At 50.4% G+C, this 18,233-nt stretch carries 16 protein-coding genes; 13 read left to right on the top strand and 3 right to left on the bottom strand.

Annotation, left to right across the window (positions count from 1 at the left end; all coding sequences use genetic code 11):
* Nucleotides 1-183: 183 nt before the first annotated feature.
* The 5 genes from CLV60_RS33090 (at nucleotide 184) to CLV60_RS33070 (ending at nucleotide 3,566) form a co-directional block, all read left to right on the top strand.
* Nucleotides 184-462 carry a DUF2264 domain-containing protein gene (locus CLV60_RS33090; RefSeq protein WP_170118933.1) on the top strand — a complete coding sequence of 93 codons (279 nt, stop codon included), beginning with the start codon at nucleotides 184-186 and terminating at the stop codon, nucleotides 460-462.
* A gap of 605 nt (nucleotides 463-1,067) precedes the next feature.
* The gene (locus CLV60_RS33085) at nucleotides 1,068-1,589 is read left to right on the top strand and encodes a response regulator (protein ID WP_170118932.1); all 522 of its coding nucleotides are present in this window, start codon (nucleotides 1,068-1,070) and stop codon (nucleotides 1,587-1,589) included.
* A gap of 334 nt (nucleotides 1,590-1,923) precedes the next feature.
* Nucleotides 1,924-2,430: a DinB family protein gene (locus tag CLV60_RS33080; protein ID WP_170118931.1), complete on the top strand. Its 507-nt coding sequence runs from the start codon at nucleotides 1,924-1,926 to the stop codon at nucleotides 2,428-2,430.
* 80 nt (nucleotides 2,431-2,510) lie between these two features.
* Nucleotides 2,511-2,909, top strand: coding sequence for a VOC family protein (locus CLV60_RS33075; protein WP_106599675.1), 399 nt, complete (start codon nucleotides 2,511-2,513; stop codon nucleotides 2,907-2,909).
* Nucleotides 2,910-3,215: 306 nt separating this feature from the next.
* Nucleotides 3,216-3,566 carry a hypothetical protein gene (locus CLV60_RS33070; protein ID WP_106599674.1) on the top strand — a complete coding sequence of 117 codons (351 nt, stop codon included), beginning with the start codon at nucleotides 3,216-3,218 and terminating at the stop codon, nucleotides 3,564-3,566.
* Between the two features lie 24 nt (nucleotides 3,567-3,590).
* Here the strand turns inward: CLV60_RS33070 and CLV60_RS33065 are convergent, their stop codons facing one another.
* The 3 genes from CLV60_RS33065 to CLV60_RS33055 all read right to left on the bottom strand — a co-directional run bounded on the left by CLV60_RS33065 (nucleotide 3,591) and on the right by CLV60_RS33055 (nucleotide 5,941).
* Nucleotides 3,591-4,184, bottom strand: a complete 594-nt coding sequence (locus CLV60_RS33065; RefSeq protein WP_229211242.1) for a DUF4394 domain-containing protein — start codon at nucleotides 4,182-4,184, stop codon at nucleotides 3,591-3,593.
* A 224-nt stretch (nucleotides 4,185-4,408) separates the two neighbouring features.
* Nucleotides 4,409-5,200, bottom strand: a complete 792-nt coding sequence (locus tag CLV60_RS33060; RefSeq protein ID WP_106599673.1) for a ferritin-like domain-containing protein — start codon at nucleotides 5,198-5,200, stop codon at nucleotides 4,409-4,411.
* Between the two features lie 27 nt (nucleotides 5,201-5,227).
* The gene (locus CLV60_RS33055; RefSeq protein ID WP_106599672.1) at nucleotides 5,228-5,941 is read right to left on the bottom strand and encodes a ferritin-like domain-containing protein; all 714 of its coding nucleotides are present in this window, start codon (nucleotides 5,939-5,941) and stop codon (nucleotides 5,228-5,230) included.
* A 343-nt stretch (nucleotides 5,942-6,284) separates the two neighbouring features.
* Here CLV60_RS33055 and CLV60_RS33050 point away from each other — a divergent pair, with 343 nt between their 5' ends.
* The 8 genes from CLV60_RS33050 (at nucleotide 6,285) to CLV60_RS33015 (ending at nucleotide 18,226) form a co-directional block, all read left to right on the top strand.
* A complete protein-coding gene (locus CLV60_RS33050; protein ID WP_106599671.1) occupies nucleotides 6,285-6,839 on the top strand; it encodes a fasciclin domain-containing protein in 555 nt (184 codons plus the stop codon).
* Nucleotides 6,840-7,168: 329 nt separating this feature from the next.
* Nucleotides 7,169-7,879 carry a site-specific integrase gene (locus CLV60_RS33045; RefSeq protein ID WP_146151642.1) on the top strand — a complete coding sequence of 237 codons (711 nt, stop codon included), beginning with the start codon at nucleotides 7,169-7,171 and terminating at the stop codon, nucleotides 7,877-7,879.
* Nucleotides 7,880-8,270: 391 nt separating this feature from the next.
* Nucleotides 8,271-8,828, top strand: coding sequence for an RNA polymerase sigma-70 factor (locus tag CLV60_RS33040; RefSeq protein WP_106599670.1), 558 nt, complete (start codon nucleotides 8,271-8,273; stop codon nucleotides 8,826-8,828).
* 83 nt (nucleotides 8,829-8,911) lie between these two features.
* Complete coding sequence (locus CLV60_RS33035; RefSeq protein WP_106599669.1) at nucleotides 8,912-10,078, top strand: FecR family protein; 1,167 nt, start codon at nucleotides 8,912-8,914, stop codon at nucleotides 10,076-10,078.
* Between the two features lie 293 nt (nucleotides 10,079-10,371).
* The gene (locus tag CLV60_RS33030; RefSeq protein ID WP_170118930.1) at nucleotides 10,372-13,680 is read left to right on the top strand and encodes a TonB-dependent receptor; all 3,309 of its coding nucleotides are present in this window, start codon (nucleotides 10,372-10,374) and stop codon (nucleotides 13,678-13,680) included.
* Between the two features lie 12 nt (nucleotides 13,681-13,692).
* Entirely contained in the window at nucleotides 13,693-15,174 is a 1,482-nt protein-coding gene (locus CLV60_RS33025) for a RagB/SusD family nutrient uptake outer membrane protein (protein ID WP_106599667.1), read from the top strand.
* A gap of 78 nt (nucleotides 15,175-15,252) precedes the next feature.
* Nucleotides 15,253-16,794, top strand: a complete 1,542-nt coding sequence (locus CLV60_RS33020) for a sulfatase (RefSeq protein WP_106599666.1) — start codon at nucleotides 15,253-15,255, stop codon at nucleotides 16,792-16,794.
* A gap of 4 nt (nucleotides 16,795-16,798) precedes the next feature.
* The gene (locus CLV60_RS33015; RefSeq protein WP_106599665.1) at nucleotides 16,799-18,226 is read left to right on the top strand and encodes an alpha-L-fucosidase; all 1,428 of its coding nucleotides are present in this window, start codon (nucleotides 16,799-16,801) and stop codon (nucleotides 18,224-18,226) included.
* Nucleotides 18,227-18,233 lie beyond the last annotated feature (7 nt).

Below are 18,233 nucleotides of genomic sequence, written 5' to 3'. Positions count from 1 at the left end.
AACTGCTTCTGCAGCTTTTTTCTGCTACCGGCCGCCAGATAATTAGGTGGTCAATTTGCCACGGAATCAGGTGGTCAACTTCTCCGAAATACCCATTCAGTGCTATGATTGAGGCTTTTTTGCCAAATACGGATATGCAGATGACCGGATGCGGATAGATTACGCATTGCACGCCCACGAGCAATGGTACAAGGGGACGGCGTTTACGGCGACGGGCCGGACTTTCATTGGGATTATTACAACAGCTATGTGATACAGCCGTTTCTTTTCGACATTCTTCTGATAGTCTCGCCCAAAGATGGATACCAGCGGCTTTCTGAACAGGCTTTGGGCAGAGCGGTCAGATATGCTGCCATTCAGGAGCGACTGATCAATACCGACGGCACCTTTCCGGTTATCGGACGATCAATATACTATCGTGCCGGAGCATTCCAGCACCTGGCCAATATGGCATTACAATAAAAACTTCCTGTAAACGTTACACCCGAATAAGTGCGTTGCGCACTCACTGCCGTAACTCGTAAAACAACCGAAAACCCCGACACATTTGGTGATCGGGGGGACTGGACTGTACGGCCATCAGGGCGACCTGGGAGAGTATTACATCTCGACTGGTAGCTATTCTCTGCTCACAGGTTTTACTGCCGCTTGGATTGTCGGAAAGCAATAGGTTTTGGTCTGGGGCACCAGCGGACTGAATAGCCAAAAAAGTTTGGAGTGGAAAAGATCTGGATACAGATAAGGCGTTTGAAGGTAAGGGTTAATAAGCGTTGAATAGCCTGCAACTTATGGAAGTATGTCGTGTCAATTCGGTGCACCCCGCACTTTATAATGTAACAAAGGATCGCAGCCCCAAGAAAACAGCCGTGAGTTATTTTTGACCACCGGGTCACTAATATGTACGTCAGAACCTATGCTCAGCCAGTTTTTCACCCAAAAGTCGTAAAAAAGCTTCGATTTCCAACTACGGGATTAATTATCCATTCTAAGGATACGGGACAGGTAATTTATGACAACGGTTGTCGAAGATTGTAGTAACTTTGTGATCGCAAGCACGCAATATGACTATGAAGACGGTAATCATTCTTGATGACCAGCAGAGCAGTATAGAAAGAGTGAAATCAATACTGGAACAGAACTTTACCGACTTGCAAATTCAAGTGGCGAGTTTTGACAACATTGAGGCTAAAATCCTTGATTTAGTGCCGGATATCATTTTTGTCGATCCATTGTTCCCTGATCCGCATGAGGCGATGCGCCTTTTTATGTTTTGCAGAAATGTGATGCCTGATTGCAGGACCATACTACACAGTAAAGCAACTCATCGAAAATTCGACTTGCTGCAATACCTCCGGGAAGGCGCGAATGCCTATATTTCGAAGCTGGCCTCAAAGAAAGACTATCTAAGGGCATTTCTCTCCGTGTCTGGTGGTGAAATTTATCTTCCTGATATTGTTAGACGCGATTTGACGTTCGCTTTGTGGGAGGATTTTGCTCACCAAAGTAATACACATAAATATTCAAGCCTGCTTTTCAGAGCTTCACGCCGCAAAAATACAGCAGCCAGGATTATTGGCTTCAAGCGTTAGCTTGTGGCAGAAGAATTATTGCAGATAAGGTTACTTTCAACTGTGGCTGATTGCCGGTTCGGTTACATCCTGTTTAGTGGAAGACCAACAGTTTTTAGAGGCAAGAATTTCGATTCGTGTTGCCTGGCCTGAACTAAGCTCTTTAAAAGCAAAGGTCACCGCTGAAGTAAGTTTAATTACTAAGCCAAACCGTAAGACTTTCGGATAGCCATAGATGTTTAATGATGTGTAAGACAGGGATAGTTGTCCGTCTGCTAGAATGCGTTGTTTGTCGATAAATCAGGCGTCTCTAGTTCGTGTCTCCGAAATTGCATCTTTAATTAAGATCAATATTATGACGGAATCTTTTGAAGCTTATACAAACCGCATACTAAGTTATGTAAAAGGTAGGAACCCCCTGGAGTTGCAGGCCAAGATGCCAGCCACACTTGAATTCCTAGTAAGGGGCGCTCATCCTGAAGTACTACTGAAGAGTCCTTCGGCAGGAAAATGGTCCATTACGGAAATTGTCGCACATCTTGCCGATGACGAATTAGTTGGTGCATATCGAATCCGCACAATTCTGAGCAAACCTGGAACCGAAATACAGGCGTTCGACCAAGCAGAATGGGCTCTCAGAGGAAAATATAAGAATATATCAGTAGCCGACTCTTTGGCATTGTTTAAGTGTTTACGGCAAGCCAATATCCAGTTGTTTGATTTGTTGGAACCCAACCAATGGAATTATTATGGTATCCACGCGGAACGCGGTGTAGAAAGCATACGTGATATTGTCATGTACTATGCAGGCCATGATATCAATCATTTGATGCAAATCGAGGAAATTCTCAAAACTGCATAGGTATTTTTTGTATCTACTGACATACGGCTGTCAACCGGCGGGTATTTCTTTGGGAATCCAAAAACTGAACGATTCCTTTTATGACATTTGTTTCGACCCGTATTATCACCGCCAATATCGCCCGCCTTGTCGATTTTTACGAGCGGGTTACCGGCTACCCTGCTGTCCGCTACACGGATGATTTTGCAGAGCTCCGCACTCCGCTGGCCGTACTTGCGATTGGAAGCACGCGAACTCTGCAGCTGTTTGGTGGCGACAGCGTGGCGTCACCTGCCGCAAACCGTTCGCTCATCCTTGAATTTCGCGTCGACGATGTGGATTCTCATTTCAAACGACTTGCAGACTACCTTGGACCAGCGCTAGTGCAGGAACCGACCACAATGCCATGGGGCAACCGGTCGCTGCTTTTTCGCGATCCTGATGGTAACCTGGTCAACTTCTTTACCCCGGTTACCCCCGAAGCGAAAGAACGCCAGTAGATGGTTGAGATGGCTGGCGTTGAAACAACGCCGCCAATTTCCTCAAATCATCCAGCAAATGATTCGACTTTTGTACCGTGGGGTTGCACAAATAAGGCTGTAAATCAGTGAGCTATGAAAAATGCACACTTTTTTACACACAATTAAGGGCTTTTGACTCACAGTCGAATGCCCTTTTTCGTTTGCGGTAAGATCTTGCCGTAAGACAACCTCTCACCTCGTCGAAACGTCTGCTTTCCTTGGGTAATTCGCTCAAAATCATTATTATTGTGATAAGTTATTTACACACACTTAGTCATTACCACAATGACAAATTATCAATCCTGGTTCGAACAGATCCAGAGGAGCGAGAACTACGCAAGGCTCGTAAGACGTCTATTCGACGATGCGATCAAGGAATTGATCAGGATGGGTTACTCGGTAGATCATGGCCGAATTGGCCCACTTTCATACAACCCAGACAGGCCATTCTCGCTTGCGGACTATCCCCAGCTCAACGCGAGGCTGAATAAGCTGCTCAAAGACTTTCACGACAAAGTCACCGCTACGATTCTGAATGGTGTTGCCAAGTCCTGGGAATCGGCCAATGTTCAGAACGATAAGCTCGTTAACAGTGGGTACCAAACCTCCGGGATTGGGAGGATTTTGGATGTATAACATGTCTGTCGAAGGGTCGATGTCTTAGAGGGTCGTGCCTGCGCCCGCGGGGGCAGAGGTAACGCCCGCGCGGCTGTTGGTATAAGCCACCGCACCGATCATTGGATTGGCATAGCCATTCAATGGTGAATCGCCCGGAACAATTGCGCCGGTTTCAGGATGCAGGCGCAGGTTTTGAGTCGAGCTGGTCACGACCCGGATGCGGTCGACGGTGGGATTGAAGTCAAAACCGATATGGCCGTTCAGAGTGGCGGCAATCGGCGCTGAGCCAATGCGGGTAGCCTTTCCCTGCTGATCGCCGGATTTAACATTCACTTGATAGAGATTATTCATCGAACTGATCGCGTAAAGTTGTCCGGTGGCAGGGCGGAAATCGATGCCTTTAATTATATCGCCCTGTTCAAGACCAACCACTGCAAAAGTGCGTAACGGCGCGCTTGTATTTCGGATATTGATCCCATGCTGTTGGTTGTCATCCGACAATGCATAGAAAATCCTGTCGGGAAGTGACGGCCCGGTTGGCGGCACGCGGTGATCGTGGCAAGAAAACATAAAGAACGAAAGGATGAAACTAAGGGCAGCAGTCGCCAGCCTCAGGCGAAAGTTGAGTGATTTCATGGGAACGTGATCGAGTTACGTAGTTTTAATAGCCCATTTACGCCGCCAGTTGGACTTTGGATTTATTAGTAATATAAAATTACGTTTGGTTTTTATCCCAAATCGCCTTGATGCACGAAGAAGCCTCAAGCGGCTCTTGGTCTGCTTGATTAGACTGGAAAAAAACCGTTGTGATAGCACAACGGTTTTTAAATTGACAATCAATTGCTTTACTATCAACTCAATCAACCTTTTATGAATGGACCGGCAATCGCCAGTACCGCATCTTTCGTCAGCGGCTCGTCGAATGCTTCCGTGACAGCCGCATCCGTTTTTGAAGCCAGGCCTTTGATATTCACTCCGCCCTGAGTCATATTTTCTTCACCTGCGTAAATAGCAGGTACTGCACCCTCCTTGCCGGTGATCCAACCTTTCATCGCAGGCATACCAAGCAATGAAGCCGCTAACCTGCGAGCAACCGCCGCGTGGCGGGCTTCAACGGAGTGAACCTGCAAAGCGTATTCCAGAATTTGCGGGTCCGCGATCAAAACCCCCGCCTGACCTTTGTAAGCTCGCACACCTGTATCTTCAAGCGCACTCGAAACGGTTACGAACGTTTTGTAATTGGTGAATACATCGCCAAATGCACCTTTGTAGGTAAAATCAAACATCGGTTTGGCAATGGCTTTCGCGCCTAGTGCTTTTACCAGAAATGCCACGTGTTGCGACTCGTGCTTCCCAATCTGCATGAATATCGATTTGTCCGACGCAGGAATAAGATTTGCAGCTACAAGCCCTCCTTTGTAAAACTCATCTTCCAGGTATTCGAGCGTCAGTGCGTAGTTAAGCACGTCGACGGCTGCCGCGGATTGTGCGAAGGCCTTGTTGACAATCGCTGCAAATGCAGTCGGAATAGCTGCCGAAGCCAATTTACTCCCCACCTTATTCATAAAATAACGTCGTGAAGCATATTCGAGTCTTCCCGTTGCATCGCCGTCGATTTGCTGAAACTGATCTATAATTTTGAAAATATCCATTGTTTCTGATCCTCTTAGTGTGAATGATTATTTACCTACGTTGGCGCCAGTAATCGTGTCTTTCACGTAGCCCTTAACTGCAGCAAGAATGTCGGCCGGCGCAACGGCCTTGTCCATTCCGTTCAGATCGATAATGTCGTCACCGGCAAAATCAGCAGATTTGGGGTTGATCAAGTCACGGATAACAGCCGCGTGACGCGCTTCCACAGAAACAATTTTTCCTGCCAGGAGCAGGTAGTTCGGATCCTTAATGAGCTTTCCCGCGCCGTTGTATGCGGCTACACCGGTGTCTTCAAACAATTTGGCGGCGCCGAGTACAGCGGTTCTGCTGCCAAAGTCGATTCCGTCAAAATTTGGAGTCAGCCCTTTGATAGCCTTGTCTGCCAATGCGGCCTTGAAAAATTCGCGGTGAACGATCTCGTGGTCACGGATGTCTGTCAGGATCGTTTTCTCCACGTCGGTCATGCCGGAAAAAGGCGAATCGATCACCTTCGCGTAAAATGCCGCTTCGAGTTGTTCGAGTGCGTATGCATAGTTGAGCACGCCAATGTCGCCCGAGCCAAGGTCTACCGCGTCGCCCATGCCAGGTATCTGGTGGTCTTCCTTGGTACAACCCGTTACGATCAAAATCGTCCCGAAGGCGGTGGTCAATCCCGCCGAACTTAAAAACAGTCGTCTGTTGACATGTAATGCTCTTTCATCCTCTGCTTTGTTGGAGCTGTACTTCTTGCTTGTGTGCATGATCTTCGTAAGTAAAAGTTAATGAGCTTATTTCCCTTTCATTTTGAATGAGTTTCGGGGAGACTTACGCGGGCTTTACAGAATAAGATCGAAGACCCCCAAAAAATATTTTTTCCAAGTGAATCTTGATTTTGTCCATATGTACTATACGTTATTGACGTATGAGTATACGATTTGATGAGATTTAACTGTCTAATAATTAGTTATTTGTGTGTAAAATCTGGCTGCGTTTAGCCTCAATATTGTTGCAGAATGATCCAGGAGCAGATTGGCGGACGTAGATTGGTCGTGTTGATCGATCACACACACACTTAACTGTTCACTTTTCAAGCTGACTTACACAATGAAAAAGCTAAATTTCTTTCTCGCAATGATCACTTTATTAGTGATTGGAAATCATTCGTTCGCACAAGAGAAAACCGTAACCGTCGGTGGAGCGCCTATGTATCCATCCAAAAACATCATTGAAAATGCCGTAAATTCAAAAGATCACACAACACTGGTTGCAGCTGTAAAAGCCGCCGGACTGGTCGAAACCTTATCGAGTCCAGGTCCATTCACGGTATTCGCTCCGACCAATATGGCATTTGATAAACTGCCGAAGGGAACTGTTGATATGCTGGTAAAGCCGGAAAACAAAGCAATGCTAACAGGCATTCTGACCTACCACGTTGTTTCCGGCAATATGAGCGCTGCCGACCTGATGAAGGCTATTAAGGACGGGGGTGGCAAGGCCATGTTAAAAACCGTGGCAGGTGGAGATCTTACAGCAATGCAAAAGGGTAAGAAAATCATTCTGACCGACGCCAAAGGCAACAAAGCAATGGTCACCATTGCTGATGTTTTTCAGTCAAACGGGGTGATTCACGTAATTGACACGGTTCTGATGCCAAAATAGGAAAATTCAAATCCATCGTCTTGGTTCCAGCCAAGGCGGTGGGTTTGTCAATATTAGAACGAAAAGGTGTCCGATGTAGGCGTGCCGCTCCTACGATCTGATAGACTTTGCTATACTTGTCACGAGCTTTCGCCATCGATAGTAGAATGATATATACTTAGACTAGGCTTCGAAATGCCATATGCGCAAATTCCTGAGTCATCGTAAAGAAAGATCGATTTGTTTCAGTTGCAAGGAAAATTCTGAGCTAAGGGTAAGGCTTCAATGAGAAAGTATTGTGCTCAACAAGCTTGATCTACTGTATTATTCGATGAAAGGGTTCAGCGAGAATGCGCTACTCGCACAAGCAGTACTGCCTGATGTTTCGTAAGCAATTTGTGAAAGGCAAACTACTACGTCCTCAGAAGACAGAATTTCTGGGTCAGAATTTTCGAAAAGCGGAGTACAAGGCTGTGGTGAAGAAATTAAAGCATCGTCTCAGAGCGATCAAGGCAGAGTCGGGGGATGGCGTTGAAACGAACCCTACCATTGAAAAAATAATAAAACTTAGAATAGTTCGGGATATTTTTCTTTTTTGCTGTTATAACGGGTTATCTTATGCCGACGTCAAGAATTTATCGAATTCCCATATTTTCAGTGGCTTTGATGGGAGAAGGTGGATAACAATAAAGCGTCAAAAGACAGATGTTCCGTCCAGGATTCCGCTTTTACCCGTACCAGAAGCGATTCTCAAGAAATATTTGGGGCACGTCAAGTGTCAAAACGATCGCGTTCTCTCAGTTCTGAGCAACCAAAAAATGAACGCCTACCTAAAAGAGATTGGTGATGTTTGTGGGATAAATAAGGAAATTACCTTTCACCTCGCCCAGCATACCTTTGCCACTACGGTCACGTTAGCTAACGATGTGGCCATTGAAAGTATCTCGAAAATGCTGGGGCATAAGAACATTAAAACTACCCAGTATTATGCAAAAATCGTTGACAAGAAAATTAGTATAGTCATGATCTCGCTGACGGAAAAATTGCACGTTATGAGGTGAGACCGAGATTTGGTTGCTAAGGCTCAGGGCAAGAACAAGAATTGACCAAGATTTATTGATATTTTTGAGCCCCTCAGGTTACAAGTTTCTGGCGGCTCATCAATGTCTGGGCTTGAAATTCTTCCGTAGTTCGAGAGAGAAAGAGGGGACAAGAAATTTCTTGGTTGATTCCACCTGATTTCTATGAGAAATTGGTTGCTAGATTGAGCCTTTCATGGTCGGAAGAAATTCCGGCCATTTTTATGTCTTGAAAGTAGATCTGGATTTCCTCCACGATACACGAGAATAGGATGAATGCAATCTAGCTTATATATTTCATCGGTAACCAGCTGATGTTTCATCGTTATACAAAGTTCTGACTTATATTTGGCTTTCATTACCAAATAAAAGCATGATTGATGGTTGCAGCGACGAAGATTTATTATGCCTTTTGAAAAAAGGTGATAACCAGGCATTTGGTGAAATATTCAATCGCTACTGGAAACCACTACTGTACGTTGCTGCAAAAAAACTAGGAAATATAGATGAGGCGGAGGACGTAGTACAGGAGATTTTCGTTTCGATCTGGTCGCGGCGGGAAGTGCTTGAAATCTCTACATCGCTAAACCACTATCTGGCAGTCGCGGTTAAATACAGGGTGTCCAGGCTGCTCGCTGCCCGCCTGAAAAAGGATACGCTCGACGACAACCTCGCCGCCTCGGGAAGCGGGTACTTTTCTGCGCATGACGGACTTGAATTCGAGCAGCTGGAAACCCGCCTGGCACACATTGTTGCCAGCCTTCCCGAAAAATGTCAGCTCGTTTACCAACTCAGCAGAGAGTCGGGCTACTCGCACAGGAAAATTTCCCAAACATTGAATATTTCCGAAAAGACGGTAGAAGCGCATATCAGCAAGGCGCTCAAAGCCATTAAACGGGGAATCAACGGACTGCTGTTGTCGCTCTTCTGACAGCGTTCAAAAAAATCTAAAAAAAGTATAGGTCGACTAAGGGGTAGCGGTGGGTTTTGACACATGTTTAAAAAAGGCATGTAATGGAAGATCCCGAAGTTCCCGAAAAGTACGCTGAACTGGCCCGAAAGTGGCTGGAAGGCACCGCCACGCCCGCGGAGCAGCGCGAGTATGATGAATGGTTCGCAGAAACCGGCGGAGACGGCGTGATGATACCCGGCGACCGGGGAGATAGCGATGAGGCGTACCGCAACAGATTATTCGCGCAGATATCCGGCCGGCTCCGTAATGAAGGCCGCCATAGGCCGTTGTGGTTCAGGGCCGCGGTTGCTGCTTCGGTGAGCATTGTACTGCTGTCGGCAGGAGGGTATTTTTATTGGAAGAAACAGCAAGGTACCAGCAAGGGAACAATTGCCGCGACAAGTCCCGGCGAGATTTACTTTGCCGGCAACAGGGCTACCCTGGAACTGGCCGATGGGAGCGAGCTGGCGCTGCAAGAGATAGCCGACGGCACCCGCACGGAGCAGGACGGGGCCGTTTTCTCGAAAGAAGAGGATAAGGTCGTGTACCAAAACAAAGGAACCGGTGCGGAGACGTCTGCGTATAATGTACTCCGTGTGCCTCGGGGAGGGCAGTTTCACGTGGTGTTAGCGGATGGTACCAGAGCCTGGCTCAATTCGGAATCTTCTTTGAGATTCCCGGTTGCCTTTACGGGCGCGGCGCGCGAGGTGGAGCTTTCAGGGGAAGCGTATTTTGAGGTCGCCAAAAGCAGGAACGGCAATGCTTCGGTGCCGTTTAGGGTCAGGGTAGGCGGGAGAGAAACGGTGGAGGTACTGGGTACGCATTTCAACATCATGGCATATGCCGCCGAAAAGGCAATCCGTACGACGCTGATCGAAGGCAGCGTGAGCGTGAGCCGCCCGGGATCAGCTCGGGGGGTGATATTGAAGCCGTTACAGGAATCGATTTACTCCGATGGTAGCTATCATGTCAGGTCGGATGTGGACCCCGGGGAGGCCGTTTCGTGGAAGGAAGGAATCATCCGCTACCAGGGAGCCGACATCCCGACGATCATGCGGCAGATCGAGCGCTGGTACAACGTCGAGGTGGCCTACGAAGGCCCGGTGCCGCAGCGCAGCTTCAACGGCGGGATCTCGAGAAGTTCATCCCTTTCTCAAATTTTAAAAATATTGGAAATCAATGATATACACGTCCGCGCGGAAGGCCGGCGACTTGTAGTGTTGCCTTAATATCCACCTAACCCCAGCCTATGAACTAAACCCTTACTTTAATTCCAAAAAAGGCCGAAAGTGCTACCAACACTGACGGCCTCCAACATCCGAAGCGGATGTTATGGAGCCAGACCGGTGTAAACACCAAGTATCGAGAACTTATTATCCAACCCCAATCCGACAAAATTATGAAATTTTGCAGGTATTCTCTGTGCTTCCGGCGAGGGAGGCAGGGCCTTTTTCGCAATTTGAAACTTACTCCCGAATTTGAAAGACAACTACTTATGAGGGTAAAACCAATGCTTTTTTTAATGTTTTTTTCCTGCGTGTACGCCTTCGCGGGGGTGAATGCCCAAAAGGTCACCCTCTCGCAGCGTAACGTGCCGATCAAGGAAGTACTGAATTCCATCGCCCGGGAAACCGGCATTATTTTCTGGTATGACAACGGCCTGACCGAGCTGGACAGAAATGTCAGCATTTCGGTCAAAGAGGCGCCGATAACACAGGTGCTCGACCGGCTGCTCAATCGCACCAGGCTCACTTACACCCAGATAGACAAAACGATCGTGATCAAACGGAAAGCTGAGCCCGGCCCTACCGGGGCTGCGATTCCGAAACGCAGCCCTGTGAAGAGCGCCGCTGCGAGCGTGATGCTCCGCGAGGTTTCGGGAAAGGTGACAGACGAAAAAGGCGAGGGCCTCCCGGGCGTCAACGTGGTTTTGAAGGGAACAACAACGGGTACCTCGACAGACATTAACGGCAAGTACACCATTTCATTTGAAGAAGGCGGAGCACCGGTCGTGTTGTCGTTTTCGTTTGTAGGGTACGTCTCGCAGGAGGTAACGGTAGGCGCGCAAACGTCGATCAATATTCAGCTGGTGACCGATAGCAAATCGCTCGACGAGCTGGTGGTGGTCGGCTACGGGGTTCAGAAGAAGCGTGATGTCACCGGGGCGATCGTATCGGTGAGTGAAGGCAATTTCACGCAGGGGCCCAATCAGAATGCGGCGCAGCTGATCAACGGCCGGGCGCCCGGTGTGAATGTCAGCCAGGCCAGCTCAGCACCCGGGGGCGCCACGCGCGTGCGGGTACGCGGGGCCAATTCCATCAACGGGAACAACGATGTACTTTATGTGATCGACGGCCTGCCTTCGGTGTCCATCGCCGACCTCAGCCCGGAGGATATTACATCCATTGAAGTACTGAAAGATGCCTCTGCATCGGCGATCTACGGCACAAGGGCTGCGAACGGGGTAATCCTCATTACGACCAAAACCGGCGGCAAAGACAAGTCGGAATTGCGTTACAGCGGGTATTACGGCATTCAGTCGGTGGCCAAACGGATCGATGTCCTCAATGGTAATCAGTATATGAACCTGCTGAACGACCTTCGTGCGGCTGCTGGACGGGAGCCGGTTTACTCAGCCGACGAAATCGCGCGGGTAGGGGCCGGTACCAATTGGCAGGATGAGATTTTCAGGAATTCCGCACCGGTGCAAAATCACCAGTTATCGATGTCGGGCGGCACCGAGAAAGGTAATTACTATGTCGGTTTGAACTATTTCAATCAGCAAGGGCTGGTGAAGGAATCCCAGTTCAAGAAGTTCAATCTCAGGACCAATGTCAGCTTTAAGCCCAAGTCTTTCATTGATTTTAAACTGAATGCGAACTTCACGCGGGGTGTCAACAACCAGATTCTCGTCAGCAATGCCGCCAACGAAGCGGCCGGGCCGATCAATACGGCTATTCAGTTCGACCCCACCTTGCCCGCCGGCCTGGATCAGTCGGGAAAATACTACCTCAACAACTTTATCGCACTAGATAACCCCCTGGCGCTGATCGATGGCGTGGATATGGTGGATGTCAGAAATGCGTTTTACGGGACGCTTTCCACCGATATTCATTTTTCGAAAGATCTCACCGGGACGATCCGGGTGGGCGGAGATGTGCTTAGTACACAAGGGTCGTACTACAATAACCGCATGACGATCAACGGGAAATCGTCGGGAGGGATCGGTTCGAAGAGCGGCTCGGAGCAAAACCACTGGCTTTCGGAATTTTTATTGAATTACAACAAAAAACTGGGCAAGGCGCACCAGCTCGGACTCATGGCCGGGACGACGTTCGAGCAGTTCGGAACGGCAGGGCTATCGGCCTCCAACCGCGGGTTCCTGTCGGATGTGACGGGCTCGGACCTGCTGCAAAGCGGGGATAACCTGAATGGCGACGCGGTCAGTTCGGACCGCAGCAGAAACCGGCTGCACAGTATCCTGGGACGTGCCAATTACAGCATCAACGACCGGTACCTGCTAACGGCCTCGGTGCGGGTAGACGGCACTTCGCGGTTTGCAGAAAATCATAAATATGCAGTTTTCCCTTCCCTCGCGCTCGCGTGGCGCGTGTCCGACGAAGCATTTTTCCGGGGGCTTTCACGAACAGTCAGCGACTTGAAACTGCGTGCAGGCTACGGAAAGCTTGGTAACCAGGGTATTCAGAATTACGAAACCCTGCAAACGCTTGTATCGGGAGGCTCGGCGATATTCGGTAATTCGATCAGCCAGGGAGTGATCCCCGCGCGCCTGCCTAATGCAAACCTGCGTTGGGAAACTACTTCCGAATACAACATCGGGCTGGATTACGGCCTGTTCGGAAACCGGATATACGGCAGCATCGAGTATTATGTGCGCAAAACCAACGACCAGCTCTTCAACAAGCCGCTCCCGGCCGTGGTGGGGTATTCCAGCATCCGCGTCAACTTCGGGCAGGTGCGCAATTCCGGGTTCGACTTTGGGTTGAACAGCGTCAATATTCGCCGGAAGGGCCTGGAATGGACTTCGATGCTCAGCGTTTCCACGTTGAAAAACGAAGTGACCCAGCTCCCCGACTTCATTCCGCAAGTGCTGACCGGCACGCTGGGCAGCTTTATCAGCAACTATATGATTGTTCAGAAAGGAAGCGCCATGCAGTCGTATTACGGATACCAGATCGACGGCATTTTCCAGAATGAAGCCGAAATAAAAGAGTCGGCGCAACCCGGTGCGAAACCGGGCGAGCCGCGTTTCCGTGACCAGAATGGCGACAATGTGATCAATACCAACGATCAGGTAGTGCTGGGCAACCCGTTTCCGAAACTGACGTTCGGCCTCAACAACCATGTTGCCTACAAAGGCTTTACCCTCGATGTTTTCGTCCAGGCGGTGAGCGGTATCCATACCCTGAACGGAAATATGGCCGAGACGCTGCTGCCGACTAACGAATATCGAAACCGCCTGGCGGAAGTAGCCCTGAATCGCTGGACACCCGAAAACCCGTCGACGAAATATCCTTCCGGGGTAAATGCCGCCAACTATTTTTCCGGGCGTATAGTTAATTCGCTTACTGTTCAGAACGCATCGTTTTTCAGGCTTAAAAATGTAGTACTGGGGTACAATGTGCCGCTCAAATCCAACCCGGCTATTTCGAAAGTGAATGTGTATGCGGCTATGGACAACATTTTTACCGCCACGAAAATGATCGGCTTCGATCCGGACGCTAATGCTACGGGAGGCGTCACCAAAGCGAATTACAACGACTATCCGCTCAACCGAACGCTCAGGCTGGGTGTGAATGTAACCTTCTAACGATCCGAAACGATGACACGAATTATAAAAAATACCCTGTTCGCCATTGCCCTGCTGACCGGTGCGACGTCGTGCGAAGATTTTCTCAAAGAGAAAGTTTACACCGAATATGACCCGTCGGCTTTTTTGAAAGACAAATCCGGCCTCGATGCGCTGCTCACCGGCGCTTATGCGCGTTCCCGTATCATCGCGTACGACAGCCGGAACTATACCTTCCTGTTCAATGAATTCAATACGGATGTTTCCTGGGAAACCGGAGGAGGGCTGGAAGCGCAAGCGGTGCCTTTCATCCAGTTCAACTGGCCGGCGAATGAAACATTGCTGAACTCTTTTTGGGTGAAAATGTACCAGGCGATCGCCAGCGCCAATTCCGTACTAGATGTTGCGAGTGACTTACAGGGCGTTGACCCGGCGACAGTCGACCTCGCCCGGGCGGAGGCGCGTTTCATTCGTGCGTCGTCCTACTATTTCCTGCTGAACCTCTTCGGGCCGACACCGATCATCGAGATCCCCCGGAATGCCGCACCGGAGGAAATCGAGCGGATCGGAAAAGAGACCCCGCGGCCGGCGAATGACGTGTTTGTCAATTACCTGATCGCCGACCTGGAATTTGCTGCCGACAAACTGCCGGTGGCTGAGGAGCCGATCGGCCGGGCCAGCAAAGGCGCCGCGCTGGGGGTTCTTACAAAACTTTACCTGCATGAAAAGAACTGGCAAAAGGTAGCGGAAACCGCGCAGAAGGTTATCGACCTGAACTATTACAGCCTTTACGCCGACTATCCGGCCATGTTCTCGGTCCAGGGAGAAGCAAACAAGGAATATATTTACCGGGCACCCTGCATTGCACAGTCGGGCTACCAGAACAACTACATGCCCCATGCATTTCCCCCCAACTATCCGATTCAATCGAATTGGGTAAATTTCGGAGCACAGTTCAGGACCTATACGTCATTTTACAAAACCTTCGAAGAAGGCGATTTGAGACGTAAACTATTGGTAACCAATTATACCGATCTGAGTGGCAAGCAGGTAGAGCTGTTGCAGGACGCAACGGGAAAGGCACTCGATAATGTGCGCAGTTTCAAATACGTCCCCGATCCGCATGCAGTAGGCGAAAACAACGGCAACGATATCGTGTATGTACGGTACGCGGATATTTTGCTGAGTCTTGCCGAAGCGCTGAACGAAATCGATGGCCCGACCCAGAAGGCATTGGACCTGGTCAACCAGGTGCGGAAAAGGGCTGCCGCGACCGAAGTAAAATTGGCCGACTTTACCGGTAAAGCCGCGCTGCGGGATTTTCTGCTGGCCGAAAGGGGCCGCGAATTTTACAGCGAAGGCTTGCGGCGCGAAGACCTGATCAGGCATGAGAAATTCATTTCGGGCGGTAAGGCGCGCGGATGGAATGCACAGCCGCACCAGGTATTGTACCCTATTCCGCAGCAGCAGCGGGATGCCAACAAGAACCTGGAACAGAACCCGGGTTACCAGTAACATTCATTCTTTCCTATTTAGCTTAACAGGTGTGGGCAGCACTGCCTGCACCTGCTTTCCTTTGACTGATCCCGTAATATGATCCGATTATTGTACAAAATAGGCCTGCCGGCATTCGCGGCAGTCGTGACGTATTGCCCGCTCTCGGCGCAGCCCCGTCAGAAAACGAAGCCCAATATCATTGTTTTCATGGTCGACGACATGGGCTGGCAGGATACCTCCGTCCCGTTCCATACCGAGGTGACGCCCCTTAACAAGCGTTACCGCACCCCCAACATGGAGCGCATGGCGCGCGAAGGGGTCAAATTCACGAACGCCTACGCGGCTCCCGTATGCACGCCCACCCGCGTGAGCCTGATCACGGGTATGAGCCCGGCCAGGCACAGGGTGACCAACTGGACGCAGATCATGCGCGGCAACAACGCGGATGCCGCCGACGATACTTTTGCACGGGTCGACTGGAATATCAATGGGTTCAGCCCAGAGCCCGGTGTGCCGGCGACCATCCATGCAACGCCGCTTCCACAGCTGCTCAGGGATGCCGGTTATTACACGATCCACGCCGGGAAAGCGCATTGGGGAGCCATGGGCACGCCAGGCGCCAATCCGGCCAACGTGGGTTTTATGGTCAATATCGGCGGCCATGCGGCAGGGCATCCCCAAAGCTACCTTGGGACGGAAAATTACGGGAACAAGCTCGGTAAGATTACTTATCACGCCGTTCCCGGCCTGGAAGAATACTATGGGTCCGAGACATTCCTCAGCGATGCGGTCACGAAGAATGCGCTGAAAGCCCTGGCACAGCCGGTACGGGAAAAGCGCCCGTTCTTCCTGTATATGGCGCATTATGCCTTGCACGTGCCATTGCAGGCCGACAATAGGTATTTTGGCCGCTACCTCGCTGCCGGCCTCGATTCCACAGAAGCCAAGTACGCCTCGCTTGTGGAAGGGATGGATGCTAGCCTGGGCGACATTATGGAGTATCTCGATAAAAACGGCCTGGCGCGTAACACCGTCATCATATTTATGTCGGACAACGGAGGGCTGAGCCTGACGCCACCCCGCAGCGGGCAGCCGCATACACAGAACCTCCCGCTGAAAGCAGGCAAAGGGTCCCTTCACGAAGGGGGTATCCGCGAGCCTATGCTGGTACGCTGGCCGGGTGTTGCGAGGCCGGGATCTGTTTCGGACCAGTATCTGATCATCGAAGACTTTTTTCCGACGCTGTTGGAAATAGCCAAAGTGAAGCCTGGAAAGCTGATCCAGCAAACCGACGGCGTGAGCTTTATGCCGTACCTGCTCCAACCCGGCCGGAAAGACGACCAACGGAGCCTGATATGGCATTACCCTAACCGTTGGGGAGGTACGGGGCCGGGAATCAACCACGCGAGTGCGATCCGTAAGGGCGATTGGAAGCTGATTTACAGTATGAAAGACCGGAAAGTGTCACTGTATAATCTGCGGCTGGATATTGGCGAGCTCACCGATGTGTCGAAAAGTAACCCCGAAATAACCAGGCAGCTGGCCGACGAACTGACAGCCAGGCTGAAAGCGGTCAACGCTCAGATGCCCCGCTATTTAAAAGGAAATGATCAGGTAAAATGGCCCAACGAACTTTGAGTGTATGAAATCCGACCGACGTAAATTCATTAAAAATATCGCCTTGCAAACCGCCGGAGTCACGACCGGCCTGCATTTGTCTTCTTTTGCCGGTGCGCCGCGGTATGCGCGCGTTGCCTCCGAAACCGGCACCCAGCCCCGTCCTACGAAGGGACAGCAGGTATGGCAGGAAGCAGAAATCGGGTTAATTTATCATTTTGACCTGTCGGTGGCCGCTGCCGATTTTACGCATCACAATAACCTGTACGAGGGGAAGTTCGATCCCGTCCGGTATAATCCGGCGAAGCTGGATACCGATCAATGGATGGAGGCTGCCAAGGCTGCGGGCGCAAAATATGCGGTATTCACGGCCACGCATTTCAATGGCTTTCTTCAATGGCAGAGCGACGCCTACCCCTACGGATTGAAACAAAGCCCGTGGCGGAACGGAAAAGGGGATGTACTCGGCGATTTTGTAAAGTCCTGCCATAAGGCGGGTATCCTGCCGGGCGTGTACATCAGCACGCACCGTAACGGCTATTGGGATTTATGGGATTATTATGTCGATCACGGAAAGGGGCGCGGCAGCGACAAGCAAAGGGCGTTTAACCGGGCGGCCGAAAAAATGGTGGAGGAGATTTGTTCCCGATACGGGCCATTGGTGCAAATATGGTTCGATGCTGGAACCAAGCTGCCCGATGAAGGAGGCCCCGACGTTCTGCCCATTTTTAACCGTTATCAGCCCGATTCCGTCTTTTATAATTCATCAAAAAGGTCGGATCACCGCTGGATCGGTAACGAACAGGGATATGCGGGCTATCCGTGCTGGTCGACGATGCCCGACAATCCGGTTCTGTCCCACAACTCGCCCGTTTGGAGGCCTCTGCTGAGTACGGGCGAGAAAAACGGGGCAATCTGGTCGCCGGGTATGGTGGACGTGCCGCTGAGGGGAGAGGGAAACGTTCATAACTGGTTTTGGGCACCGGACCAGGACAATGCCGCTTTTTCAAAAGACAAACTCGTGGACATGTATTACCAGTCGGTGGGCAGGAATTGCAATCTGGTGATCGGCGAAGTGATTACACCCGAAGGACTAGTGCCGGAATCGGATATCAGGCGCCTCAAAGCGTTCGGCGATGAAATCCGGCGCCGGTTTGAGAAGCCGGTAGGCCGGACGAAAGGTTCGGGGCCGGAGCTGACGCTGGACTTCGGCGGGAATAAGAAAATCAACCACGTAGTAATCCAGGAAGATATTTCGCAAGGCGAGCGCATCAGAAAATACAACCTGGAAGCGCTCTGCGACGGTCAATGGCGGCCTGTCGCGGCCGGGGAATCGGTAGGACAGAAGCGGATCGAACAGTTCGGCGATGTAATTTGCCGCGCGATCCGGGTCGACGTAACCGACCAGACAGCCCGTGTCGTTTTCAGGAATCTGGCTGCTTATCACGCCTGACGGCAAT

Origin of the sequence: Dyadobacter jiangsuensis (assembly GCF_003014695.1) — a bacterium.
GTDB classification, from domain to species: Bacteria; Bacteroidota; Bacteroidia; order Cytophagales; family Spirosomataceae; genus Dyadobacter; species Dyadobacter jiangsuensis.
Note: the sequence above shows the minus strand (reverse complement) of the source record. Positions and strands in the feature narration are given on the sequence as shown.